Here is a 26,683-nt window from a genome sequence, read left to right on the forward strand (position 1 = left end):
TTAAATGTTAAACGGTTTTTGGTAAAAAGTAAAGTGTTGATACTTATTTTGAGGAATCTATACAAAGTTTATACCCAAAATTGATAAATGACAATGAAATTTGAAATTTATAAAATGTATGGCATAAAAAAACCTTATGAAGCTTTATATTCATAAGGTTTTGTGATTTTTTAAGATAGATTATTGTTTTCTGATGAATGTATAAAAAAGCCTTATCAGAATAAATGATAAGGCTTTGCTATGTTTAGTAAATCTTACTTTGTTGTTTTGTAATAATTAACACCGCATTCCAAAAATTTCCTGAAATCTTCTTTCGGCATATATCCGGATACCGGAGTATTTATTACTTTTCCGTCTGGTGTTACCAGAACGTAGTGTGGTTGGGAATTGTTGTTAAAATTCACCTGCTGGAATAAACTCCATCTATCACCAATTGTTTTTACTTTTTTTACCTGTCCGTCCCCAAGATCTATTTTTGTTTTCTGATCTTCAGGAAGTTCTTCCTTATCATCTACATATAGGGATGCCAATACCACATCATTCTGTAAAATAGGAAGAATGTCCGGCTCGCTCCATACAAATTCCTCCATTTTACGGCAGTTCTCACAGCCGTAACCGGTAAAGTCGATCAAAATAGGTTTGTTTTCCTTTTTGGCAAGCTCAATAGCTTTAAAGAAATCATGTTCAGGATGCATACCCAGAATTCCGTCTTTTTCATCATGGAAATAACTTACATTCAATGGAGGCAGGATTCCGCTTAACAGCTGAAGTTTTGGTCGTTCGGAAGGCATTAATCCCTGGATCAGGTAGATCACAAAGCCTATTCCTAAAACTCCCAAAATCTTTCTTGTAACGGAAATTTTCGGTTTTTTATCATCATGCGGAAATCTTATTAACCCGAAGAGGTAAAGTGCCAGTCCTAATGCAATTACAATCCATATCGCAATGAAGAGTTCTCTTTTTAATAAGAATGTTTTAGACACCAAATCTGCCTTAGACAGGAATTTAAGTGCTAAAGCCAGTTCTACAAACCCAAGAACCACTTTTACAGTATTCATCCACCCTCCGGATTTCGGAAGACTTTGTAAAGCCTGCGGGAATAAAGCCAGCAATCCGAAAACGATAGCCCATGCCAACCCGAATCCAGCCAATGCAAATGTAAGCAGCATTGAAACGTTTGCAGATCCTGTAACAGCACTTCCAAGCAAACTTCCCAGGATAGGTCCGGTACATGAAAAAGAAACAATAACCAAGGTTAATGCCATGAAGAAAATACCGATAATTCCACCTGCTTCTTCCGCTTTTGAAGATTTGTTGGCAATAGAGCTGGGTAATGTGATATCATAATATCCGAAGAAACTTCCTGCGAAGAAGATGAATATGATAAAGAAGGCAATATTAAGCCATACGCTTGTAGAAATTTCATTGAAAATATTCCCGGCAATTCCATCAATTAAATGGAAAGGAAGACTTAATAGCACAAAGATCAGAAGAATGAAAAATCCATAGATCAATGCATCTCTTTTGCCTTTTGCTTTGTTTTTTGTTCCTTTTGTAAAGAAAGAAACCGTTAGGGGGATCATAGGGAAAACACATGGTGTCAGTAAGGCGATCAAACCTCCTATGAATCCTAAGAATAAATAAGTCCAGTAGTTTTCACCTACTTTTTCCGTTGCTGTTCCGCAATCCGTTAAAGGTTTCTGGAAATCAATGGTTGCTATTTTTAACTGTTTAGGATCCAGTTTTGAAGCTTCTGCAACTTTCACTTCTCCTTTTACAGGATCAGCCACAATGGTTTCTACATCTTTTACTGAGTCTTTTGGGGCTTCGGTTTTTTCTTGTGTTGCTTCTTCAGTAGCTCCTTTTGGTGTTACTTTCTGGTTGAATTCCAGGGTGTTCGGGGCAAGACAAACTCTGTCGTCACAGGTTTGATAGGTTATTTCAGAGATAACATCTGCGGGCTTCGTAGGATCTTTTAATTTGAATTTCTGTTTAAAACCGGCTGAATTGGAATAAAAAACAATTGTCCCTCCAAAAGCCTCCGAAAATTCTTCATGTTTCTTACCCACTTCGGTAAACTTTCCGATCAGCTCAATATTTTTCCCCGAAACTTTATATTCAGTAGGAATTCCCGTATCTTCAGGAAGGTCTTTGGAGTAAATATGCCAGCCGCTCTCCATCGTAGCATTTAAAACAGCTTCATATTGGTTATTTCCCAGATCATTGACCGTAAACTTAAACTTTACAGGATTCTTGATCTGTGCATTAATTCCTGCTGCTAAAAACAGCAATACTACTAAAAACCAGTTTCTAAATTTCATTTTTTCTTTTCATTAAAATTTTGAGAATACGTTGCGTTTTCTCATCATTTGCATATCGCCTGTCCTGTCTGAAAGGTATAATTCCGAGTACAGAATTGTTGCTGTCGCACAGGATCCAGATTTTTGGCCTCGCTAAAATAGATAATTTTTCGTCCCTAAAAAACTTGGAAACTTTCTTTTTCCCTGAAAATCCTGCCGGATAAAACTCGTCACCATCCTGCTGTTTTCTTAATCGCAGTGGGAACTGAAGTTTCGCGGCATCAAAATACCATTCAAAACTGTTATTGATTCCTTCAATATTTTCAATCGTATTTTCAAGGCTGATGCTCATCTGGTTTTTAGAGAAATCAAAATTCTCAGCCAGAAGAATTTCATGTACGGTTTCCTGTTTTTTATCTTTATTGATGAAAATTAACTCATCACGGTTGATTATGAGCTGGTAATCTTTTGAAAAAAAAGAACTGCCGTTTTCCGAACTGAAGATTTTGGGAATTTCCTCTTCCTGATCGAACCCGTATTTCTTTAAAATTTCAAACTGTACAAAAGCACTTTCCTTGCTCAGTTTGTCTTTTGATAAGATTTTATGCTCCGGGTTAAATAAAGTAATCTTGTTTTCAATCTCTGCGATCTGTTTTTCTACAAAATCTCTGGTTTGATTTAAATAAGAAGAACTCTTTTTAAAATTTTCAAGGAAATGCTCGTTTGTTTCTAAGAGGCCGGGAACTATTTCGTTCCTGATTTTATTTCTTAAATAATCATTTTTTTTGTTGGAGAGATCTTCCCTGAAATGAATCCCGTTTTCTTCAGCGTATTCGTAAATTTCTTTTTTTGAAAAATGTAAAAGCGGACGCAGTACATTGTTCCTGTCTGCCGGAATTCCACTCAGTCCATTGATCCCGGAAGCTTTGGAAAGATTGATGATGAAGGTCTCCAGCTGGTCATTCAGATGATGGGCGGTAACAAGAAATTCAAGGTTTTCCTGCTCCCGGATTTCTCTGAAAAAACTGTAACGGATTTCCCTTGCCCAAAGCTGGATAGAGTTTTCAGGCTTTTTATCTTTTTCCGAAACCTGGTAAAGATGAAACGGAACATGATTTTTCTCACAAAAATCCTGAACCGTCTTCTGATCCAGATCGGAATCTTCACCTCTGAGTCTGTAATTGATGTGCGCCACCTGGTAGGTAAACCCTAAACACTGAAAAAGAGAGGCCAGAACCATTGAATCGGCACCACCACTTACAGCCAGAAGATAGCTGTGATTTTCCGGATTCCTGACAAGCTTTTCAAGCTGATTTTTAAAACTGAATTTTTCCAAGAGGTATGCTGAAGATTTCTTTTATGCAAAGATAATCCATAAAATTCAATTCAATTTTCCTAACTTTGATTCGTCTAAAAATGATTACATATGAAGATTATTAAAATTTTAGGAATTGCTGCAATGGCGTTGGGGCTGACTTCTTGTGTCAGTAAAAAGCAGTATGATGCATTAAGTTCAAACTATAAGCAATGTATTGAAAATATCGGGGAAAGACAAAGAGAGATCCAGGATTTAAAATCTCAGAACTCTGCATTGTCAGGTGAAAATAATCTTTTAAAAAGCCAGCACGATGCTTTAAAATCATCTTTGGATGCGTGCCTTGCAAATACAGGAAAAAGCTCTGCTAATATTGATAAACTGGTTGGAGAGATCAATGCTTCAAACTCATATATCAAACAGCTGATCTCAAGTAATGCTAAAAATGACAGTTTGAATCTTGCGCTGTCTAACAAGCTTAAAAGATCTCTTGATAATGTAGCTGACGATGATGTACAGGTGAAAGTATTGAAAGGAGTGGTAATGATCTCACTTTCAGACAAAATGTTATATAAAACAGGTGATTACAATATATTGCCTGCTGCTCAGGAAGTTTTAGGGAAAGTAGCTAAAGTAATTAATGATTATGATAAATACTCTGTACTGATTGAAGGTAATACAGATAATGCTCCTTTAAGCTCTCCTAATCTGCCAAGAGATAACTGGGATCTTTCTGCATTGAGAGGTACGGCTATTGCTAAGGTACTTCAGACTCAATTTGGAGTGGATCCTGCAAGAATTACCGCAGGAGGACGTTCTGAATACAATCCTAAAGCAACCAACATGAGTGTTTCGGGAAGAGCAGAAAACAGGAGAACGGAAATCATCATTATGCCGAAGCTTGATGAATTCATGAAGTTAATGGATATTACTCCTAAGAAATAACTGAACATACAGATAAAAATAAATCCCGAAGTCATTCGGGATTTATTTTTTTACTCAAATTAATTCTTCTTTTTTCAATAATGAAATAATCCGATGAAAAAATGAGTTGGATATTTCTGCTTTAGTTTTTTTGGACGAAGAATCCGCCTTGCCTTTCGGCCCTGCGGTCTTCTGATTCTCTGTGTTAATTAGTTTTCCCCCTGCATTCATTTTCTTTTTTCTTTAGTGTTTTTACCCCTTGTTCTTATGCAAATGTATAACTATGATTCCGGAAAAAACATCCGTATTTTTACGGTATTTTCTACAGTGTTTTTCCGGGAGTTTTTCCGGAAAATAGGTATGGATAAATAATTTTTCCTTATATTTAAGTACCTTTGAATAACGTAAATAATTGCAGTATGAGCTTTTTTGAAGAAAAAAATCCGGAAATGGACAGGTATCTGGAAACACATGCTTCCTCGGAACCTGAAATTCTGAAAAAACTGAGAAGAGAGACCTATCAGAAAACCACACAGCCGCATATGATATCAGGATATCAGCAGGGAAGGCTTTTAACCATTATTTCCCAGATGATACAGCCTGAAAACATACTGGAAATTGGGACTTTTACAGGATATGCCACACTTTGCCTCACAACAGGACTGGCTAAAAACGGACGAATTACAACTCTGGATGTGAATGAAGATCTTGCTTACCTGCCGAAAAAATATTTTGAAGAGAGTGAATATGCAGCACAGATTGATTTTAAGCTTCAGGATGCTAAAGAATTCTTAAGAGAGACTGATGAAATTTTTGATCTGGTCTTTATAGATGCTGATAAAGAAAATTATGCAGAATATTTCAGACTTATCAAGCCCAGAACAAAATCAGGGTCGGTAGTTATGTTTGATAATGTTTTATGGTACGGAAAAGTGCTGGAAGAAAATCCTAAACAGAAATCTACACAGGTTATTAAAGAACTGAATGATTTGATCGCAAAAGACGATGATTTTGAAAATCTTATTTTACCTTTGCGGGATGGAGTAAACTTCCTTCGCAGGAAGTAATAAAATATTTAAAGATTAAAAACAGTAAAGATTTTTACAGGCTGTAATTTTTTAATCATTAAATTATTCAATCTTTTAATTTTAACGAATGGATAAAGGAATTTGCAATGTTACAGTAGCACCCGTTCGCGCAGAAAATTCTGATAAGGCGGAAATTGTTACGGAAATACTGTTTGGAGAAAGCGCTGATATTCTGGAGGTAAATAAAAACTGGACCAGGATAAAAATGCATTATGACGGATATGAAGGATGGATGGATACCAAACAGCTGAAGCCTGTAACAGACGAAGAACTGGCTGAAAGAAAAGTTACCGTAGTTACTGAAGATTTTTCCTCAGTACTGATGAATGACGGAAAAATCCTTTTATCCATGGGTTCCGAGGTGGAATTTCCTGTTGTGGCTTCAAGAAGAAGTCATGATCTTCGTGAAAGTATAGCTTTAACGGCAAAAGAATTCCTTAATGTACCTTATTTATGGGGTGGTAAAAGCTTTTTTGCTATAGACTGCTCAGGTTTTACGCAGCTTGTTTATAAAATTCATGATATTAAATTACCGAGAGATACTTATCAGCAGGCAGAAGTAGGAGAGCCTTTGACTTTTGTTGAGGAAAGCCAGCCCGGCGATTTAGCTTTCTTTGAAAATCCTGAAGGCAGAATCATTCACGTAGGAATTATGCTCGACAATCAGAGAATCATTCACGCTTCAGGAAAAGTGAGAATAGATACCCTTGATTCTACCGGGATCTTTAACAAAGAAATGAATAAACATACCCATAAACTGAGAGTGATTAAAAACGTACTTTAGTTTCACAAATGGGACGGATTTTACTCCCGGTATTCCTTTGATGAAAATGTGAAACCAAAAGTACATCTGTCTACGGTTATTTTATCAGTTATCGGAACTTTAATCATCGTTTTTGTTTTAGCAGGCTTATTCAAATGATACAATCTAAAAATAATTCAGAACATTATACTTGGGGAAACGGTTGTGACAGCTGGGTTCTGAACAATTCGCAAAACCTTTCCGTAAAACAGGAAAAAATGCCCGCAGGAACTGCTGAAAAAATGCATTTTCACGCAAGGGCAGAACAGGTTTTTTATATTCTGAAAGGTGAAGCTGTTTTATATGTTAATAATGAGAAATTTTTAGTGAGAACAGGAGAAAGTATTTCCATCCAGCCGGAGTTGGAACATTTTATTTCCAATGAATCTCAGGATGATCTGGAATTCCTTGTTATTTCCAGCCCATCCACCAATAACGACCGAACCGAAATTGAAAAATAATTAAGATGGCTTTCCTGTACAACATATTTATTAGTCTCCTCATTTTCGGAATGAAGGTTTTTTCTTTGTTCAATGATAAAACTAAAAAAGGCGTTGAAGGAAGAAAACAGTCTTTAAATAAAGTAAAAGCAGCATTTTTACCTTCAGATAAAGTAATCTGGATGCATGCGGCCAGCCTGGGCGAATATGAACAGGGACTTCCTGTTTTGGAAAAGCTTAAAGAAAATTTTCCGGGCCATAAAATCCTTGTCACTTTCTTTTCTCCTTCAGGCTATGAAAATGTTGTAAAAAAGAAACATATTGCGGATGTCATCTGCTATCTTCCTTTTGATAAAAAAAATACTGTAAAAGAATTTATTTCCCGGTTTGATACAGAACTGTTTGTTACGGTTAAATATGATTATTGGTATCATCTCCTGGCCGGGCTTAAAAATCGGGGGACAAAGATCTATGTGATATCTGCTTTATTTTATGAAAGTCAGGCCTTCTTTACTTCTTATGGAAAATGGTTTGTGAAGCAGCTCAAAAAAGATGTAGACTGGTTTTTTCACCAGACCGCTTTTTCTTTTGCATTGGCTAAAAATATTGGCCTGACGAACTCTTCAGTAACAGGAGACACAAGGTTTGACAGGGTGAAACAGCTTAGGGCAAGAGATAACCATGTTGAGTTCATTGCAGATTTTATAGGAGACCACCAGTCTGTTGTATTTGGTAGCTCCTGGCAGGCTGAGGAAAAAATTGCCGCTACAGTTTTCAGAATGAATGCTGATTTGAAATTAATTATTGCTCCTCATGATTTGAAAAGAGTGGAGCATTTGAAAAATATTTTTCCGGAAGCATTATTATACAGCGAAATACAAAATCCGAAGCTTCCCGTTTCTGAATATCAGATTTTAATCATTGACAGCATTGGTTTACTGTCAAAACTTTATTCCTATGCAGATGTGGCTGTGGTAGGCGGAGGTTTTCATGATGCAGGGCTGCATAATATTCTGGAAGCGGCAACATTCGGCACTCCCGTGATTTTTGGAGATCATTATAAAAAGAATCCTGAGGCGGACGATCTTATTACAGCCGGTGGAGGAAAAGCTTTTTCAGAAGAATATGCAGCAGCAGATTTTGTATTGTTTCTTCTTAATAATGAAGAAGAGCTGCAGGAAATGTCCGGCAATGCCAGAAAATTCGTAAAAGAAAAGCCGGATGCCACGAATCTTATTCTGCAGAAAATTTTATCTTAAAAATCCTTGACTTTTGGTGTCTTTCATGATCTGTTCTATATGTTCTGGAATATAATCAGATTCAAGCCAGCTCATATCCAGGCCATTGTTGATGCAGAGTTTTTGCAGGTAATGATTTTCAGAGATTTTATTCCGGGTTTCTTTCAGAAGCTCATCAATTTCCATCCAGTAATCTTCATCCAGCTTTTTGGTTAGTACCAGCGCTTTGAATACTTTATTAATGATATAGATATAAAGCTTGTAAACATTATCAAATCTTTGTCTGCTGAGGTCGCTGTTATGATCCAGAATTCTGTTTACCAGCAAAAGATTCAGTGAAACTTCCCCAAATTTATCAGTGGTTATTTTGATGTGTTCGGTTATCTCTGCACTCAGCTTTCGGATAATGGTCAGGAAATATTTGGCGTTTCCTACATATTTTGAAGCCAGGAGAACCTGTTCAGCAACGTTTTCTTCCATTGCATTTCTTTTATCATCGGTAGTTTCCTGATCGATCAGTTCGAAATACAGTTTTTTAGACAAAAGTTTATCCTTTTTCAGCAGTCTGAAAATAAGACGGTCTTTTTCTATGCTGGAAAAAGCACTTAACGCAGCTTTAAACTCTTTTGAATATTCCATCAATTAAAGATCTTGGAATATTTTAGGAATCCATTGATAGCCCAATTGGCTGTATAATAAAAGGATTTGACAGTGGAGAATCCCATAAAGTCTTTGTATACCAGATACTGATCCTTAATGATATTTTTTTTGTTTCGGGAAACACTGTTTTCACGCATTCTGTACTTTGCCAGTGTCTTATTGATAGGCATTCCTTTAGGGATTACCTTTAAAAGATTCAGCCACATCACGTGATCTTCACGCTTGCTTTTTATAGGAAATAGAAATTTTCCGACTCTTTTGGTATCGTACATGGTGGAAACCGGTGCCAGTCTGCAGGTTTTCAGGAGATTGGAAAAGGTTACCACCTTATCTGCCATAAAATCCTTTAAAACAGGCTGTAGCTGCTCATTACATCTTGAATAATTACAGTATACCAGTTCTGCGCTGTTTTCCTCCATATAATCCGTCATGGTTTCCAGATATTCTGGATACCAGAAATCATCAGAATCAAGGAAGGCGATATACCGTCCTGTAGCTCTTTCCAGGCTGTTGTTCCTGGCATTTCCGGCACCGCCGTTTTTCTCAAGGACCTGTAATTTTATCCTTGGGTCATTATATTTTCTTAAAACTTCTACAGTATTGTCTTTGGAAAGATCATCAGTAATCAGCCATTCCCAGTTTTCATAGGTTTGGTTTAAAACAGATTGGATCGTTTCTTCGATGAATTCAGCAGAATTGTAACAGGGAGTTATGATGGAGACAAGGTCTTTCATTTGTGTTTTTACTGGGTGTAAAATTATAAAAATTTTTTCTCATAAAGATGCCACGATGCAATTCCCACACCAATAACTACCAGCATACATACAAACCCCATCAAAAAAGGATTGTAGTTTGCAAACAGTCCGAGTGTAGCAAACACCCTTATAATAGGGAAATGGAATATATAAATACCATAGGTGAAATCTCCGTATTTTCCGAAGTTATTCAGGAATTTGAATGAATAGGCAATATAGAGTACAATAATACTGATCATAATCGGAGAGAACAGCTTGATATGCAGGATAAGGTCTATCCAAACCGTTATGATGGCAATCATAAAGAGCCTGTTTTTATATTTGATAAACTGATCAAAATGGAAGTAGACCAGCATTCCGCCAATGAAATAGCATAATGAACCTGGAAGCTGTCTGGATACGGCAGGTCTTCCGGTCATTTCGAAATAATTGAGGAATATGAGAGAAAGGAAATACAACACAATCAGGCTGATATTTCTGTATTTATTGTTTTTTCCGAACAGTAAAAAGATCAGAGGAACCGCTATGTAAAAGCACATCTCAATTTTAAGTGTCCAAAGAGCACCGTTTACAGCCTCGTTCCCGAATACGCCGGGAAGGTTAGGCGCCATGAAGTTCATGAAAATAGAGTTCCAGAAGAGATACTTATAAACCTTTATATCGCCAAAATAATCGGAAAAAGACAGAGTACTTACCAAACTCAGAAGAACAGTGCAGAGAAATACAACGAGTAAATAGGCGGGGACAATCCTGTTGAATCTTTTCTTGGCATAGCTTTTAAGGCTGGAAGATCTCTCGTAGCTCCTGGCAATAAGGAATCCACTGACGATGAAAAACGAAAAAACAGCAACTTCTACGGGACTGTGGGACAAAAAGTGAAGCTGACCGGAGTAGCTTAAAGTTCCCAAATGTCCTAAAAAGACAATGAAAGCAAGGAGAACACGGATGAAGTCAAAATTATTTTTCGTTATACTCTGCATTTTTGTTTATTTCTGCAAAAATAGTTTTTTTAATAAAAACAGAGAGGAAACCGGAATTCAATATTTTGTTAAATAACGCCTGTTTTAAGGGTTAATCTTTTAAAATTTTCAGAAATATACTTTATCGAAATTATTTTTCACAAAAAATAGTGATATAAATCAAAAAAATTATAATTTTAGGCCTTGAAAATTTTATCTATGAAGAAATTAGCATTACTATTTGCAGGTTTATCATTATTTGTAGCTACAGGGTGTAATGATGATGATAAGGAAATGGAGTATCCTCTTGTAGGGGTTTGGCAGCCGCTGAAGGAAGTAGTTACTACCGTAGAAACCGGTGAGGAGCCTGTTTCAGACCTTATTACATATACCGATTGTGATAAAGAAGGAAGATGGAGATTTACCTCTGAAGCGACAGGGAAAGTAACCAAAAATGGGGAAGTAGGGACAACGCCACAATGTGTTATCACATCAGATCAGAACTTTACCTATACCTATGATAGAAGTGCTAAAACAATAGTGATTAAATATCAGGGGATCGTAGAACCTTCCAATGGGAAAATAATTACCCTCGATAACACAACCCTGAACCTTGCCATAAGAGAAGAGACGCAGGATCCGACTGTATATAAAACAAGAACGTTTACAATGAGGAGAATCCCTCAATAAATATATAGTTCATACCTAAACATAGATCTCATCTCAGGATGGGATTTTTTTGTTAAAGGCATTCGTGAATTAATCTAAAATTAAAATTTACATTTCTTTTAAAATCATTATTTTTGTGAATCTTGATTTGGAATTAATGGAAAAATTAGCTCTAAAATCTAAAGTCTAACATCTAACATCTATTATAAAAGTGTTTTACGATCATCAGCAGATAGAAAAAAAGTGGCAGAAGTACTGGGAGGACAATCAGACCTATAAAACCTCCAATAACACAGATAAACCTAAATTTTATGTCCTCGATATGTTTCCGTATCCATCCGGAGCAGGGCTTCACGTAGGACATCCGCTGGGATATATTGCATCGGATATTTATGCAAGATATAAAAGACACCAGGGATTTAATGTTCTTCATCCGGTAGGATATGACAGTTTTGGTCTTCCTGCTGAACAGTATGCAATCCAGACGGGGCAGCATCCTGCAATAACAACCGAGGAAAATATCAACAGGTATGAAGAGCAGCTGAAAAAGATCGGTTTTTCATTCGACTGGAGCAGGGAAGTGAGAACTTCAGACGCATCCTATTATAAATGGACGCAGTGGATCTTTATCGAACTGTATCATTCATGGTACAATAAAAATACAGATAAGGCAGAACCTGTCAATACCTTAATTCAGCATTTTGAAGAAAAAGGAACCGAAGGATTGAATGCCAATCAGAATGACGAATTAAATTTCACGGCAGAAGAATGGAAAGAGTCTTCTGACCTTGATAAAGAAGATATCCTATTAAATTACCGTCTGGCTTACAGAGCAGAAACTACAGTAAACTGGTGCCCGGCTTTGGGAACCGTACTGGCCAATGATGAGGTAAAAGACGGAAAATCAGAGAGAGGAGGATTCCCTGTATTCCAGAAGAAAATGATGCAGTGGAGCATGAGGATTTCTGCTTACTCTGAAAGATTATTACAGGGATTAAATACATTAGACTGGCCGCAGCCCCTTAAAGATTCCCAGGAATACTGGATCGGGAAATCCCAGGGAGCACAGGTTCAGTTTAAGGTAGAAGGACATGATGAAACTATTGAAGTATTCACCACCAGACCTGATACTATTTTCGGAGCAACATTTATGGTATTGGCCCCTGAAAATCCTTTAGTGGATACCATTACTACGGAAGCTCAGAAAGCAGAAGTAGATTCTTATATTGAAGAAACTTCCAAGAAAACGGAAAGAGACAGGATGTCTGACGTGAAAAATGTGAGCGGAGCCTTTACGGGAAGTTATGCAATCAATCCTTTCAGTGGCGAGAAAATGCCAATCTATATTTCAGATTATGTATTGATGGGATATGGAACAGGTGCTGTAATGGCCGTTCCTGCACATGATGAACGTGATCACAGATTTGCCAGGAAATTTAACCTTGATATTAAAAAGGTAGTAGATACCGATGAAGATGTTCAGGAAAAATCTTTCGATTCTAAAGATTCAGTTTGTGTGAACTCTGATTTCTTAAACGGATTGAATTATAATGATGCCAAATCAAAAATAATTTCTGAAATCGAAAATAAAGGGATTGGCCACGGAACCACGAACTACAGACAGCGTGATGCCATTTTCTCCAGACAGCGTTACTGGGGTGAGCCGGTTCCTATATATTATAAGGAAGGAATGCCTTATACGCTTCCGGTTTCCGCTTTGCCGCTGGAGCTTCCTGAAGTTGAAAAGTATCTTCCTACCGAAGACGGAGACCCGCCATTAGGAAATGCAAAGGTATTTGCCTGGGATGAAGCCAGCCAAAAAGTTGTTTCTACCGATTGGGTTGATGATAAAACCATATTCCCGTTAGAATTATCCACCATGCCGGGATGGGCAGGAAGCTCATGGTATTTCTTAAGATATATGGATCCGAATGATCAGGAAGTTTTTGTTAAAAAAGAACTTGCAGATTATTGGGGGCAGGTAGATTTATACATCGGAGGAAGCGAGCACGCAACCGGTCACTTATTATATTCCCGTTTCTGGAACATGTTCTTAAAAGACAGAGGATATATTAATAATGATGAGCCTTTCCAGAAATTGATCAATCAGGGAATGATTTTGGGGATGAGTGCATTTGTGTACAGAATTGATGGAACCAACCAATATGTCTCCAAAAATCTTGCAGGTGATTATCAAACCCAGAAGATTCATGTAGACGTATCCTTATTAAAAGGAACTTCTGATGAATTGGATACTGAGGCCTTCAAAGCCTGGAGACCGGATTATGCCAATGCCGAATTTATTCTGGAAGATGGAAAGTACATTACAGACCGTGAAGTAGAGAAAATGTCCAAGTCCAAATACAATGTGGTAAACCCTGACGATATCTGTGAAGAATACGGAGCAGACGGGTTAAGACTGTATGAAATGTTCTTAGGACCTTTGGAGCAGTCAAAGCCGTGGAATACACAAGGACTTAGCGGAGTATATGGATTCCTTAAGAAATTCTGGAACCTGTATTTCAACGGAGATACTTTCGAGGTTTCCGATGAAGAGCCAACAAAAGCAGAATACAAAGTTTTGCATACCTTAATAAAGAAGGTGGTTTATGATATTGAAAACTTCTCGTTCAATACCTCTGTATCTTCATTTATGATCGCCGTGAACGAGCTGCAGAAAATAAAATGCAACAAACGCAATATTTTGGAACCGTTAGCCGTTATCATCTCTCCCTATGCGCCACACATCTGCGAAGAACTTTGGAGTTTACTGGGGCATAATGAATCTGTTGAATTTGAGAAATTCCCTGTATTGAACGAGGAATACCTGGTAGAAGATGAAATTGAATATCCGGTAAGTGTAAACGGTAAAATGAAGTTCAAGATTTCACTTTCCGCTCAGTTATCAGCCAAAGAAGTGGAAGATTTGGTGATTTCCGATGAAAAAGTACAATCGGTTTTAGAAGGGAAGACCCCTAAAAAAATCATCGTAGTGCATCACCGTATTGTGAATATCGTAATTTAAAAAAAAATTAACATTGGGAAATTAAAAAAAATGAGGGTTTTATTTTTTTAAGTTTCTAACTCAAATGTTAAATTTGGGAAAAATAAATAAAATATCTAAAAATAATTATTATATCGAAATCGTATTAAAATTTCTTTATCAGAAAAATGCAAAATGTTTATTTAAGACTATTGCATTTTAATTAATTTTGCCTTTAATTTACACCTTGTAAAATTTTAAAACAATATAATTTAGTTAAATATGGAAATGAATGTTTCAAAAAATGATGAGCAAGTAGTTGCTAGAAAAGCAGGAGGTTTAAACCCGGCTGTTATTATTCCTATTCTTTTCGTTATAGGAGTTTGTATTTATTTATTCGTTCTTGGTAACCCAGGAAACTTTAAAGATGCAGAAAAACTAGGTAGTGGGTCTGTGGCTTTCTCAAGTGTTGAAGGAAAAGACATTCACCCGGAATCGTTTTTAGGTATTATCTACAAAGGAGGGGTTATCGTACCAATCTTGATTACTTTCATGATCACTGTAATCGTTTTCTCTTTTGAAAGATATTTCGTACTAGGTAAAGCTGCCGGAAAAGGAAACTTAGACAACTTCGTAGTACAGGTAAGAAGCTTACTGAATCAAAACAAAATTGATGAAGCTTTAGAAGAGTGTGACAGACAGCAAGGATCTGTAGGTAACGTAGTGAAAGAAGGTCTTACTACTTACAAAGCACTTTCTCATGATACTACTTTAAATAAAGAGCAGAAAATGGTAGCGCTTAATAAAGCTATCGAAGAAGCTACAACTCTTGAAATGCCAATGCTTGAAAAGAACATGATGATTCTTTCTACATTAGGTACTGTAGCAACGCTAATCGCACTTTTAGGAACTGTAATCGGGATGATCAAAGCATTCTTCGCATTAGGTTCAGGTGGTGGTACTCCAGATGCTGCTGCACTTTCTACAGGTATCTCTGAAGCCTTGATCAACACGGCGTTAGGTATTGGTACTTCAGCTATCGCGATTATCCTTTATAACTTCTTTACATCTAAAATTGACGGATTAACTTATAAGATCGATGAGATCGCTATGAGCATCCAGCAGTCTTTCGCTGAATTCAACTAAGAATTTTAGCAAGGAATTTGCATTCAATTAAAAGAAGTTTAATATTTAAATAATTCAAAACAATGGCGAGAGTCAAACCAAAAAGACATGGAGTAGTGACGGATATGACGGCAATGTGTGACGTTGCTTTCCTGCTACTTACGTTCTTTATCTTGACCACTCAGTTTAAAAAACCTGACGTGGAGCAGATTAAACCGCCATCTTCAATATCAGAGAAGTTACTTCCTGATGCAAGTTTGATGACCATCAACGCGACTCCTGAAGGAAAGTTCTATTTCCAGCCGGTAGACAATGCATCAGAGAGATTACAGCTTTTAGACAAAATGGGGCAAAAGTATAATATGACTTTTAGCAACCAGCAAAAAGCTGCATTTCAGAAAGTACAAGCAATTGGGGTTCCTATGAGCCAACTTAAAAGCTATCTCGATTTGTCAGATGAGGATCAGAAGAGTTTCAAGAGTCCTACAGGGATTCCTATGGATAGCACAAATAAGCAGTTAGTAGACTGGGTACAGCAGAGTTTGAGCGTAAATCCTGATTACAAATTAGCAATCAAAGGAGACGTTACCACTCAGTATCCAAAAGTTAAAAGCCTATTTGAAGGTTTAAGAGATATTGATTTTCTTAAATTCTGGTTGATTACATCACAAGAAGGTAAACCATAATAATATCATTTAGAAATGGCAGAAGTACAAGTACAGGAAAAAGGCGGCAAGGGCGGCAAAGTCCGTTCCAAGAAGCAGAATACCAGAGTAGATATGACTCCGATGGTGGACTTGGGTTTTCTATTGATTACCTTCTTTATGTTCACAACCACATTCTCTAAACCGAATGTAATGGATTTGGGACTTCCGGCAAAACCTAAAAAGGACCAGCCGAAACCACCTCCAACAGAAATTAAACTTTCTAACTCAATTTCCTTATTATTGGGTAAAGACAATAAGATATTTTGGCATCAGCAGGATCCTACATCTTTAACTGATCAGAATCTTAATGAAACCACTTACGATAGAGAAGGAATTAGAAAAATAATTGAGAAAGCAAGAGCAGGCGCAGCTGACAAAACAAAATTTACTGTTATTATCAAGCCGACTGACGATGCTGTATATAAAAACTTTGTAGATATTCTTGATGAAATGGCCATTACCAAAAGCGAACAGTACGGGGTAACCGATGTGAAGCCTTGGGAAAAGGTTATTTATGATAGAAAAGTTGGGAATAATGGAGCTGCGGCTGCACCAGCTACAAAGTAATTTAACCATAAAATTGTATATCTATGGCAGATGAAAATGTATACAATCAGAATCTTACTTTAGATGAGATTGTATTTGAAAATAGAAACAAGGAATATGGTGCCTATGATCTGAGACATCAGTATCCAAGACTTCTGACAAAATCTTTTATTGTTGGAACGGCATTATTCCTGGTTGCGGCTTTGTCTCCTTTTATTTATCTTACCATTAAGAGACTTACTGAACCGCCTAAGCAAGAAGTGAAGGCAGATTTGGTAAACATTATTGAAGATGAGCCAATCATTGAGCAACCAAAAGAAGAAGAACCACCTCCACCACCTCCTCCGAAAGAAGAGGAAAAAATTGAGGTGATTCAGAACGTAGTTCCTGAGCCTGTAAAAGCTCCTAAGATTGAAACTCCGCCGCCGCCAATTTCTAAGCAGTTAGAAACAACGACCGGGTTAAATAATCAGGAAGGGGTGAAAGCTCCGGCTTATACACCACCGCCACCACCACCGTCTACTGGAACTAAAGCCAGTACTGCGGAAGTAAAAACAAATAACCCTAATGAGATCTACAAAGATGTAGACCAGTCTGCAGAATATCCTGGAGGTATGGGAGCATTGAGAAAGTTCCTTGGGGAAAACTTTGATACTTCTTTAATGGAAGGAGGTGAAGGTACACTTAAAGCCAAGCTTAAGTTCGTTGTAGAAAAAGATGGAACTGTTTCAGCAGTTACTATTGAAGAGAAATCTCCAAATAGCGACTTCAACAATGAAGCAATTCGTGTAGTTAAGAAACTTAAAAAATGGACTCCTGCGAAGAGAAACGGGGAGAGCGTTAGATCTTACTATAGCGTACCATTTACGATGAACTTTGAATAAGACTTATTATTCAACATATAAATAAAAAAGAGAAGCATATGCTTCTCTTTTTTATTTTTTTTGGTATTTTTGTTACATGATGTTCAATTGGTTATCCTTAGTTACAGGATTATTTTATATCGTATTGGGAGTTGTAGTTATTATCTACAAATTTTTCTTTACGGTTTTGGAGCCTGTCATTGCTTATGCGATGGGTGCAGTGCTTATTCTTTATGGAATATTTAGAATCTATAGAGCAATTTCAAGAATTAAAGATTCAAGGGATGAGAAATAGTTTGAAGATTACGTTGCTTTCCCTGGTGAGCATCATTGCTGTAAGCTGCAAAAAAGAAGATAAATCTCCCTCTTATCACAAAGGAGATCTTACCATACTTACTGATGAGTCTTTTAAAAGTGTTACCGAAGCATTGGCGGACGGATATATGATCAATTACCCGGAAACCCACATCAAAATAGTAACCAAGAAAGAAGACCTGGCTTTCCTTGACCTGTTGAAAGACAAGGCAAGAATAACAGTTATGTCCAGAGATCTCACTCCGGAAGAGAAAAAAGCTTATGAAGAGCAGGTAGACCTGAAGTTTCTTCCCGCTAAATTTGCCGCAGACGCAGTAGTATTTGTCGTTCCAAAAGATTCCCCGAAGCAGAGTATTTCAATGGATGAAATTAAAAATGGATTAGAATCCGATGCCAAGAATTTTATTTTTGACGGAACAAACTCTAGCAACCTTAATTTTGTTGCCCAGAAATTGAAAAAACAGCCTAAAGACCTGAAATTTTCTATCATTCCAGGAAACCAGAACATTATTGAAGAACTAGGGAAATATCCTGATAAAATAGGCGTTATCGGCCTTAATACATTCAGTCGCCCTTATGATAAGACTTCCGAGAAGCTAAGAGATATGGTGAAGATTCTTCCGATAGAAAATGAAGGAAAAATCTATACGGTTGATAATACTAATCTTCGTGAAATGACCTATCCTTTTACCCGCGTTCTTTATTTTTTAACCAATGAAGGAAACTTTAATATTGCTAACGGATTTATCAGGTATTCATGTACGCAGCTAGGTCAGATGATCGTGCAGAAAGAAGGTTTACAGCCCTATAATATATATAAAAGGGAAGTACAAATGCGTTAAAAAATATTAAAATAATACATACCCCTTTAAAAAATATATTTTGGTCCAAAAATTGTGGAACATATAACTCAAAATACAGAAAAATATAAAATGAAAGATATAATGATTATGAATGTAAAGAAAATTGCTTTTGGAGCAGCCGTAGTATTTTTTTCCGGTTTAGCTACTGCACAGACGTTGCAGGACGGTATCAACAGTATAGACAGTGATAAGTACGCACAGGCTAAAACCAATTTTACGGAAATGATTGCCAAAGCGCCTACAGCAGAAAATTACTTCTATTTAGGAAATACTTACCTGAAACAAGGTGAACCTGATTATGCTAAAGCTACAGAAAGTTTTAACAAAGGTTTGGCTGTTGACAATAAAAGCTATCTTAACAAAATAGGATTGGCTACTGTAAAATTAGGTAAAGGAGATAAAAGCGCAATTGCTGAAATTCAGAAAATTGTTGCAGATTCTAAGGAAAAAGATGCTGAAGTACTATTCAGAGGAGCTGAAGCTTTAACTTTATTTGAGAAAAACAGTGCTCCGGACGCAGCTATCCAGTTTTTAACAAAAGCTATTGAGAAAGCTGAGAAAAAAGGAGTTCCTGCTCACTATTATTATACACTTGGAGATGCTTACAGATTAAAAAGAGCGCCTGGTGAGGCTATGTCTGCTTATGATAAAGCACTTCCATTAGCTAAGAATAAAGCATCTGTTTATACAAGAATGGCTACTTTATGGATGGCAGCACAACAATGGCAGCAGGCTAAACAAAGTATTGATAAAGCAATTGGTGTAGATGCAACGTATGCACCTGCATATAAGGCTTTAGCTTCTTACGATATCAGATATCAGCAGAACGCAAAAGCTACACAGGATCTTATCAACTATACAAAATATGCTGACGAAGATCCATATACTCAGTTAGAAATTGCTAAACTATATTTCACTAATGAAGATTACGCAAACTCTAAAACAGTATTAGATAAAATCTTTGATAAAATTGATGATCCTATCAAGTTTAAATTAAGAGCTTATCAGTCTTATGCAGACGGAAACTATGCTGAAGCAAAACAGAATATGGATACTTTCGTATCTCAGGCTGAAAAAACAAGAATCCAGCCGGCTGATCAGGGTCTTCAGGGACTTATTGCAGCAGGTTTAGCCAAAACTGAAACTGATGCAGCTAAGAAAGCGGCTTTAAATACAGAAGCACAGCAGAAAGTTGCTATTGCTAAAGCAGCTAAGGATGAAACAATGAAGTGGGATATAGAACTTGCTAATATTGCAGGTGGTGGTGCTTCTCAAACTGAGGCAGACAAAGGACCTACTACTCCTGAAATTGAAGCATTGAAAAAGAAAGTTGCTGCTAATAAAGAAGATTCAGACTCTCTGTTTAAATTGGCAACCGCTTACCAAGATGCTAAAAACTGGAACGGTGCTGTACTTACTTGGCAGAAAATGAGTGCTCTTCTTCCTGATTGGGCTCCGGCTTATTACAGCCAGGGATATTCTTATCAGCAGGCAGGAAATAATGATGCGGCAAAATTGGCGTATGAAAAATTCATCAGCACGGTAAAACCAGCTGATCAGGAAGCTAACAAACAGACTTTAGCGTATGCTTACTTCGCAGTAGCGTATATGAATAAAGATACTGATGTAGCTAAAGCCAAAGATTATATAGCTAAATCTTTACAGCTTGACCCTACTTATCAGGATGCTGTAAAATTAAATAAAGAAATCAACAAGTAATTTAAAATTTAAATTACAGATATAAAAACTTCCCATTCTCAATGTTTGGGAAGTTTTTATTTTAAATCTTATCTTTGAAAATATGAAAACAGATATACTTGCTTTTGGAGCCCACCCTGATGATGTAGAGCTGGGATGTGGCGGAACTATTGCCAAAATGATTTCGGAAGGTAAAACATGCGTTATTGTAGATCTCACAAAAGGAGAGCTTGGAACCAGGGGAACTGATGAAACAAGAAAAGTGGAAGCGGGTGAAGCAGCAAAGATTCTGGGAGTTTCTGCAAGGGAAAATCTGGGAATGAAAGACGGTTTTTTAGTGAATTCAGAAGAATACCAGATAGAGATCGTAAAAATGATCCGCAAATACCGGCCTGAAATTGTCTTAGCCAATGCAATTGATGATAGACATCCGGATCATGCAAAAGGCGCAAAATTAGTATCAGATGCGTGCTTTTTGTCCGGACTGAGAAAAATTGTAACTGTTTTGGAAGGAGAAAACCAGGAAGTGTGGCGACCAAAGCAAATTTTTCATTATATCCAGTGGAAAGATATCAAACCGGAATTTGTTATCGATATATCAGAACATCTTGATAAGAAGATTGAGGCTTGTATGGCTTTCAAAACACAGTTCTATGACCCAACATCTAACGAGCCCGTTACTCCTATCGCAACAAAAGATTTTTTTGAGAGTCTGACTTACCGGGCACAGGATTTGGGAAGGTTATCGGGAGTGACTTACGCTGAGGGATTTACGTCTGAGAAGTTGATTGCGATGAAAAATTTTGACGGAATAGTTTGGTAATTAAAAAATCTTCTCTATATTTGCACTCACAAAACGGTGATTGTAGCTCAGTTGGTTAGAGCGTCGGATTGTGGTTCCGAAGGTCGTGGGTTCGAGACCCATCATTCACCCATCATAGGTCATCCCGCTTTTTTAAGCGGGATTTCTCTTTAAATAAACCTTATATTTGTTTAGATTTCAAACACTTACAAAAATTAATAAATCGCAAAAAAGCGGTTCGATATTGCTGATTTTTTTAGTGTATTTTTTTCGTTCAATATCGAACCGAAAGGGGTAAAATCGTATAAAAGTTCCCTAATAAAAATGAAAAATTCCTTTATTAGAAAGGGATTAAGAAGAAGTGATTCGATCCCCACTATAGGTTATTATATTTTTAATGATTATTTTACTTACAAATTGTTAATATAGAGTAGTCTAAGTAATAGGCTTTATTAATTTGTCTTCAATATAAATCAAATTAAAATCTACTCCTTTTGTTGCTGTATTAAAAGCTTCGTCGGAGTTTTCAAAGGAAGCAAAAATTAAAATTTGAGACTCTTTATGTTTTGAAATTGTTTTTAAGAAACTATGAAAATTCTCAATTGCAGCATCTTGTTGTTTGGGTTCGTCCATCATAATAAGTCTAGGATGATTTCCATCAAACTTAATTGAAGTATCAAGTAAGCTAAATGTATAAGCCCAAATACATCTAATGAAATCACTTCCTGACGAGTCAAATCGTATATTATAATCTTTTGTTTCTTCTCCAAAAGGCTTACTTATAACGGGTAAATAATTCTCTCTTGAAATTTTAATAAATTCACTTTGCTGACTTGTGTAATTGAATTCTTTTAGAAGTGCTTTAAATTTCAGCTCCAAAAACTGTAATTTTTCATTATCATTAATTGAAAAAAAGTTGGTTGGTAAATTACTTTCATCACTAATAATTTTTTCCCATTGTTTTGAGAGCTCTTTTAATTGGCTAACCAATTCGTTGAAATCCTCAAGGAATTTATTATAAAATTCTATTCTTTTTTTAAGATTTAATCTATTTTCAATTTCAATAATAGAGGGAAGTCTTTCATCAGAAACTAGTTCTTTTTTTATTAGCCTGACATTGGTTCTTGCTTCGGATAATTTTGTTTTGAAAAAATCTATTCTTTTTTCTTTTTCATTTATAGTTTTTTCCTGCCCTTCAATATAGACACTAATCATTTTAATCTGAGCATCAATAAAATCAATATTATCTTCTAGACGCATTGGAATTTGCTCAACCTCCAAAGGCAATAGAGAATCATTAATTTCTTGGTTGCATGTTGGGCATATTTCAGTAGAAGTTTTTAAATTGAAATCAGCACCTAAATTTTTTACCTTTAAAGCTCCCTTGTTTTTTCTCAAATCACTTTTTAATAATGATAATTGCGATCTATAACTGCTTAATCGGTCTATATCAAAACTTAATTCCGTTGATAGTAATTCATAATTTATAGATAGCTTATTGATGAAATTATTCAATTTTTCGAGCTGGTCTTCATCATTTGAAATATTTTGACCAACTGAAAACACGGATTTAGTTTGTAAATTATTTAACTCATCAACCTGCAAATCAATATAATCAGAAATTGTGTGTTCTCCTTCATCTTTAGTTAGTAAAATATTCAATCTACTATAGTCATTGATAATAACAGGTTTTTGTTCAATGCCACTAATTCTACCACCTCCTTTTTCTGCCAGTCTAATAAATTGATTATTTAAAGTTGACCACTTATCTTCAATTATTCTTTTATTAAATGTTATTTGTTGCTTTCTTTTCTTGTTCTCGGTAACATCAAGGTTCAATAGAAACTCAATTGCTCTAGCTTCTTTATTACTTAAGCTAAAATGTGGCATTGTAGCAAAGAAATCTGACCAACCTGATTTTTGCTCTATCATGAATGATGAAGCAACTTGTTGAATATATAATTTTTTTGAATCTCCAGAGTTTGTTAAAACATTGGGCAAACTCCAGTTTAAAAAATTTTCCAAAAAGAGATGGAAACCATATATTTCATCGGTAGCGCCTCCTTTGTCATGGATGTACATAGGCTTAGATTCAGGAATAATATTTTCCGAATCATCAATTAATTTCCCAAAATAAACATCTACTAACTGAGGTTTTCTATCAGAATTACTAATCACACTTCTTTTAATTGTAATGATCTCTTTTTCGCTATTTTCAATTTCTAAATAAACAAAAGATTGAATAACTTTGTGAAAGGAATCTTTTGGATATTCAACTTGGTCTCTAAAAACAGATTGCATGGTTTTTTCATTTCTGCCACCAATGATTTCTTCAAATCCTAAGCAATAAGTAATTGCTTGAAAAAGACTACTTTTACCGCTAGTATTGTCAGCTCTAATAATGTTTAGACCATTGCTGAATTCGTATTTTGATCCATACAATCCTGAGCTTGTATTTACTTCAAATTTTATTTTATTAATTTTTAACATTGAATAATGACCATTTATTTGAAATAGATTCTATTCTATTATCTGTTATTTTTCGTTTACCTATAAAATTTAAAAATATAAACTCTTCTTTAAAAACATCAGCTTTAACAATTAATTGAAAAAATTCTTCTCCTTTTTTTGTTAATAAATATTTCCCATGTTCTATAATGCAAATACACTCAGCTACACAAAATAAAAGGGCTCTATTGAGTGCTGGTTCAATTCCCCAAACTGCAATATCTGGATCATAGTTGTTTTTTATTAGTTCTAAAACCTTAACTTTATTTTCATCATCTTTTAAAGCCCAACTCAATAAATGTAACTTTAATAAACTGCATTTATTACCTATACAAGTAACTGACAAAATCATTACTATTTGAGCTATTTTATACATAGGTCTATAATCAGCAGGAATTGAAATAGGCTTTTTAGAAAATGTTATATCTTTTATTCCATTTTTTTTCATCTTACTCAAAATTTATTGGACATCGCAAAATCCAATCTGCAAGTACCTGATTTGTTAGATTCATAATCATCTCTTGTTCTAATTTTGGAAAAGCTACATTTAATTTTTCTTCTACCAAACTCTTAAAACTAAAATATAATTCATTTTTATCTTGTGTAGGAAACATACATTTTTCAATAACTTCATTTTCAATCAAACTTACAATAGATAAAAATTTTTCATACTCAGTGGGATATTCATTTTGCCAAATCCTCAATAATATATTTCCTTCCAAGAAAGAAGCTATTGTCAATTCTGTCAATCTATCAACTTTCTTATCAACATCAGGTGTTGTGCCATCAAACCTTAAAGAATGCTTTCTTTGAGCATTTTTAACCAGTGAAATCTGCTTGCCTTTCCACTTCAATTTATCTGTTTCTGTTACAGATTGATTTGGAGATAAGTTTATTTTTTGATTGGTGGCATCTAAAGCGAGTGCTAAATGTGGATGTAGAAAATTAATATCTTCAAAAATTACTTCAAAATTATCATTATCGACAATTGATAACCCCCAAGACTTAACTTCATCACGTTTAGAAGTGCAATGAGAAACAATATCATTTTTTCCATAAATTGGAGTGACAAAATACCATTTATTGATCTTTGTTTCTCCTAAAAATTTCTTTAATTGACTTTCATAAGTTTTGAGTTTATTTAAGTCAGTAGTAATCTTGTCTCTATGTTTTATATATAATTCAGAATTTGAATATAATTCGTCAGGACAATAACATTGAAAAACTTTTCCAGTTCTTGTAAAACCTTCAATGCCATAATCTCCTGGAGTAGCTTTTACTTCCTGATATCCTTCTTCTCTAAAATTTTGTTTAAAACATATTTGACTTATAGATTCCCATTTATCTCCATCAAATGTTCCAAATTCAGTCTTTATCATTAAAACGAATTAAATGTTAAATTTAATAAAATTTCACTAAAGAAAGGCCAAAAAATGTTAGATATTGATTTTTTTGAAAAAAATAATTTGTAGTTAGTGTAAATTTTAAATAAAATTTATTTGTTTATTTGATGATATAAAATAATGAAATGAAGAATGGCTCTTTGAAAATGAAATATTCTTTTATTAAAGTGGGATTGATGTAATTAATAGGTTTGAAATAGGCGCAAATTGATTCACACTTTGGAGTTATAATTTTTTACTTACAAGTTGTAAAAATTTCAAAATTCAGTATATTTGATTTCAAATAAGATTTTTTAAATCACTAACTAGTATATAACAAATGTTGATAAGTATTCTTAATTTCTAATATTCGACAAGGAGTTTATTTTTAATGAATAAATAGTTGTGAAAAACAATAAACAAAAATCTGTCTCAAAACTATAATAGAAATGTAAAATATTATATGATAAAGAAATAATTTAAGTAGTCAAAGTGAAACATTAATAATAATTTCTATTTTTTTTCTAATATAAATTTATATGAATTCTCTGTACAAATATTTTGAAGATTTTAGTAAACTTTTTTATTGGTTATTAATACTGACAAGTTGGTTATTAACAGCGGATATTGTAGGATTGTTTTTTATAGATAAAACTTATAGTGAAATATTTTCTGATTTAAAGATTAGCGAAGCTTTATTGATTTTTATGGTTCAGACTACGTTTATCCTTACTTCTATAATCATTTATCGTGTTCTTCAGTTCATTTGGATACTTGTTCCAAAAAACAATAAGGATAGCTATAACGATTACGAAATAAGCAGGAATTATTATACACCATCTGAATTACTTAACACAGCAGTAAAAACCAACAATCCAACGATGTATAGCTATGTTAAGGATTACAAAGATGATATAAAATCAGATTTAAATCAAAAGTATCTTTGTTTCACGGTAGTTTTGTTATTAATTTTAGATCTATGCTTAGAAAATAGTATTATTAGAGATTTTATTAAGAATTATAACGATTTCACAGTTATAAAAAAAATGGTTATAATAATTGTTATTGCGTCAGTTTCATTAGGTCTTTTTGTATTATTTCATGGAGGTAATAAATCAGATTATACAAATATCAGAAAGGAAGAAAGTTTAAAAAAGTAGGGAAGTTTCTTACTTCACCCTCAAAAACTTGAGCTTCTTCATCTGTGTAAGCACCAACTTAATAGTTTCGTCCAAATGGGAAGTCTTAAAATATTTGGGAGTATAGATAATCGTTATTTTGAAGGGTAGCTTCATTAAATAAATCTGTTCTATTTTGTAGGAAATTGTCAATATCTATAGAACTTGATAATTCATATAAATTCATCCAATAATTTGTTAGGTTTTTTAAATATAAACTCGGCTCAAAAGTTCTTGATCCCCCATCATAGATTACACATCTTTCAAAAAAAGAAGAAAGATGATTCATTCTTTCCAATTCAAGTTCAACTGTTCGAGGATAATTCTTTATAAAAAAATCAGTTTCAATCAAATTCAATTCTTTATATGGTATGTCTCCCTTATTAAGATTAAAAATACCTTCTAAAAACAAAATACTTATTCCTTTAAAATCAGACCCAAACTCTGATTCAAATTTCTTTGATATACTATAATACTCCCCATCCTTAGGACAGTATTTAACAAAATTTAAGATATTTTTTTTCAATTTTTGGGCTAAAATTGTTAATAACTTTTTGGCCCTT

25 protein-coding genes and 1 tRNA gene are annotated in these 26,683 nt (G+C 34.9%); 17 read left to right on the forward strand and 9 right to left on the reverse strand.

Going from position 1 to position 26,683, the window contains the following annotated elements; genetic code table 11:
* Positions 1-254: 254 nt before the first annotated feature.
* Entirely contained in the window at positions 255-2,321 is a 2,067-nt protein-coding gene (locus HNP36_RS18850; RefSeq protein WP_184167610.1) for a protein-disulfide reductase DsbD family protein, read from the reverse strand.
* Entirely contained in the window at positions 2,311-3,636 is a 1,326-nt protein-coding gene (gene tilS, locus HNP36_RS18855; RefSeq protein WP_184167625.1) for a tRNA lysidine(34) synthetase TilS, read from the reverse strand. Before tilS ends, HNP36_RS18850 begins: the two co-directional genes overlap by 11 nt.
* A gap of 90 nt (positions 3,637-3,726) precedes the next feature.
* Between tilS and HNP36_RS18860 the strand changes: the two genes are divergently transcribed.
* The 5 genes from HNP36_RS18860 (at position 3,727) to HNP36_RS18880 (ending at position 8,128) form a co-directional block, all read left to right on the forward strand.
* Complete coding sequence (locus HNP36_RS18860) at positions 3,727-4,560, forward strand: OmpA family protein (RefSeq protein WP_184167628.1); 834 nt, start codon at positions 3,727-3,729, stop codon at positions 4,558-4,560.
* A gap of 398 nt (positions 4,561-4,958) precedes the next feature.
* Positions 4,959-5,606: an O-methyltransferase gene (locus HNP36_RS18865; RefSeq protein ID WP_184167631.1), complete on the forward strand. Its 648-nt coding sequence runs from the start codon at positions 4,959-4,961 to the stop codon at positions 5,604-5,606.
* 88 nt (positions 5,607-5,694) lie between these two features.
* Positions 5,695-6,411, forward strand: coding sequence for a C40 family peptidase (locus tag HNP36_RS18870; protein ID WP_184167634.1), 717 nt, complete (start codon positions 5,695-5,697; stop codon positions 6,409-6,411).
* 134 nt (positions 6,412-6,545) lie between these two features.
* Complete coding sequence (locus HNP36_RS18875; RefSeq protein WP_184167637.1) at positions 6,546-6,890, forward strand: cupin domain-containing protein; 345 nt, start codon at positions 6,546-6,548, stop codon at positions 6,888-6,890.
* A gap of 5 nt (positions 6,891-6,895) precedes the next feature.
* Positions 6,896-8,128, forward strand: coding sequence for a 3-deoxy-D-manno-octulosonic acid transferase (locus tag HNP36_RS18880; RefSeq protein ID WP_184167640.1), 1,233 nt, complete (start codon positions 6,896-6,898; stop codon positions 8,126-8,128).
* On the opposite strand, the gene HNP36_RS18885 is transcribed toward HNP36_RS18880, so the two are convergent.
* Genes HNP36_RS18885 through HNP36_RS18895 form a run of 3 tightly spaced genes read right to left on the reverse strand, consistent with a single transcriptional unit; the run spans position 8,120 to position 10,502 of the window.
* Complete coding sequence (locus HNP36_RS18885; protein ID WP_184167643.1) at positions 8,120-8,746, reverse strand: deoxyuridine 5'-triphosphate nucleotidohydrolase; 627 nt, start codon at positions 8,744-8,746, stop codon at positions 8,120-8,122. The two genes, HNP36_RS18880 and HNP36_RS18885, sit on opposite strands and share 9 nt — an antisense overlap.
* Complete coding sequence (locus HNP36_RS18890) at positions 8,746-9,501, reverse strand: glycosyltransferase family 2 protein (protein WP_184167646.1); 756 nt, start codon at positions 9,499-9,501, stop codon at positions 8,746-8,748. Before HNP36_RS18890 ends, HNP36_RS18885 begins: the two co-directional genes overlap by 1 nt.
* 23 nt (positions 9,502-9,524) lie before the next feature.
* The gene (locus HNP36_RS18895; protein WP_184167649.1) at positions 9,525-10,502 is read right to left on the reverse strand and encodes an acyltransferase family protein; all 978 of its coding nucleotides are present in this window, start codon (positions 10,500-10,502) and stop codon (positions 9,525-9,527) included.
* 198 nt (positions 10,503-10,700) lie between these two features.
* Between HNP36_RS18895 and HNP36_RS18900 the strand changes: the two genes are divergently transcribed.
* From HNP36_RS18900 to HNP36_RS18950, 11 genes are all read left to right on the forward strand, one after another.
* Positions 10,701-11,171: a lipocalin family protein gene (locus HNP36_RS18900; RefSeq protein WP_184167652.1), complete on the forward strand. Its 471-nt coding sequence runs from the start codon at positions 10,701-10,703 to the stop codon at positions 11,169-11,171.
* 190 nt (positions 11,172-11,361) lie between these two features.
* Positions 11,362-14,175 carry a leucine--tRNA ligase gene (leuS, locus tag HNP36_RS18905; protein WP_184167655.1) on the forward strand — a complete coding sequence of 938 codons (2,814 nt, stop codon included), beginning with the start codon at positions 11,362-11,364 and terminating at the stop codon, positions 14,173-14,175.
* A gap of 240 nt (positions 14,176-14,415) precedes the next feature.
* A complete protein-coding gene (locus HNP36_RS18910; protein ID WP_048502767.1) occupies positions 14,416-15,279 on the forward strand; it encodes a MotA/TolQ/ExbB proton channel family protein in 864 nt (287 codons plus the stop codon).
* A 62-nt stretch (positions 15,280-15,341) separates the two neighbouring features.
* A complete protein-coding gene (locus tag HNP36_RS18915) occupies positions 15,342-15,944 on the forward strand; it encodes an ExbD/TolR family protein (RefSeq protein WP_184167657.1) in 603 nt (200 codons plus the stop codon).
* A 15-nt stretch (positions 15,945-15,959) separates the two neighbouring features.
* Positions 15,960-16,532 carry an ExbD/TolR family protein gene (locus HNP36_RS18920; RefSeq protein WP_184167660.1) on the forward strand — a complete coding sequence of 191 codons (573 nt, stop codon included), beginning with the start codon at positions 15,960-15,962 and terminating at the stop codon, positions 16,530-16,532.
* Positions 16,533-16,555: 23 nt separating this feature from the next.
* Positions 16,556-17,395, forward strand: a complete 840-nt coding sequence (locus tag HNP36_RS18925) for an energy transducer TonB (protein WP_184167663.1) — start codon at positions 16,556-16,558, stop codon at positions 17,393-17,395.
* 76 nt (positions 17,396-17,471) lie between these two features.
* Complete coding sequence (locus HNP36_RS18930; protein WP_184167665.1) at positions 17,472-17,669, forward strand: DUF308 domain-containing protein; 198 nt, start codon at positions 17,472-17,474, stop codon at positions 17,667-17,669.
* Positions 17,659-18,531 carry a PstS family phosphate ABC transporter substrate-binding protein gene (locus HNP36_RS18935; protein WP_184167668.1) on the forward strand — a complete coding sequence of 291 codons (873 nt, stop codon included), beginning with the start codon at positions 17,659-17,661 and terminating at the stop codon, positions 18,529-18,531. Before HNP36_RS18930 ends, HNP36_RS18935 begins: the two co-directional genes overlap by 11 nt.
* A 90-nt stretch (positions 18,532-18,621) precedes the next feature.
* Positions 18,622-20,271: a tetratricopeptide repeat protein gene (locus HNP36_RS18940; RefSeq protein WP_184167671.1), complete on the forward strand. Its 1,650-nt coding sequence runs from the start codon at positions 18,622-18,624 to the stop codon at positions 20,269-20,271.
* A gap of 82 nt (positions 20,272-20,353) precedes the next feature.
* Complete coding sequence (gene bshB1, locus HNP36_RS18945; RefSeq protein WP_184167674.1) at positions 20,354-21,073, forward strand: bacillithiol biosynthesis deacetylase BshB1; 720 nt, start codon at positions 20,354-20,356, stop codon at positions 21,071-21,073.
* A gap of 35 nt (positions 21,074-21,108) precedes the next feature.
* Positions 21,109-21,184 (forward strand) — tRNA-His (locus HNP36_RS18950).
* Between the two features lie 303 nt (positions 21,185-21,487).
* On the opposite strand, the gene HNP36_RS18955 is transcribed toward HNP36_RS18950, so the two are convergent.
* The 3 genes from HNP36_RS18955 to HNP36_RS18965 are packed head-to-tail and all read right to left on the reverse strand — an operon-like array spanning position 21,488 to position 24,939.
* Positions 21,488-23,542, reverse strand: a complete 2,055-nt coding sequence (locus HNP36_RS18955; RefSeq protein ID WP_184167677.1) for an ATP-binding protein — start codon at positions 23,540-23,542, stop codon at positions 21,488-21,490.
* Positions 23,529-24,008 carry a hypothetical protein gene (locus tag HNP36_RS18960; protein ID WP_184167680.1) on the reverse strand — a complete coding sequence of 160 codons (480 nt, stop codon included), beginning with the start codon at positions 24,006-24,008 and terminating at the stop codon, positions 23,529-23,531. The genes HNP36_RS18955 and HNP36_RS18960 overlap by 14 nt, the downstream gene beginning before the upstream one ends.
* 1 nt (position 24,009) lies before the next feature.
* The gene (locus HNP36_RS18965) at positions 24,010-24,939 is read right to left on the reverse strand and encodes a hypothetical protein (protein WP_184167683.1); all 930 of its coding nucleotides are present in this window, start codon (positions 24,937-24,939) and stop codon (positions 24,010-24,012) included.
* Positions 24,940-25,481: 542 nt separating this feature from the next.
* Between HNP36_RS18965 and HNP36_RS18970 the strand changes: the two genes are divergently transcribed.
* Positions 25,482-26,102, forward strand: a complete 621-nt coding sequence (locus tag HNP36_RS18970; RefSeq protein WP_184167686.1) for a hypothetical protein — start codon at positions 25,482-25,484, stop codon at positions 26,100-26,102.
* A gap of 85 nt (positions 26,103-26,187) precedes the next feature.
* Here the strand turns inward: HNP36_RS18970 and HNP36_RS18975 are convergent.
* Positions 26,188-26,683, reverse strand: a 496-nt coding sequence (locus tag HNP36_RS18975) for a hypothetical protein (RefSeq protein ID WP_228456444.1), incomplete at its 5' end; no start/stop codon positions are given.

It is taken from the genome of Chryseobacterium shigense, assembly GCF_014207845.1.
GTDB lineage: Bacteria > Bacteroidota > Bacteroidia > Flavobacteriales > Weeksellaceae > Chryseobacterium > Chryseobacterium shigense_A.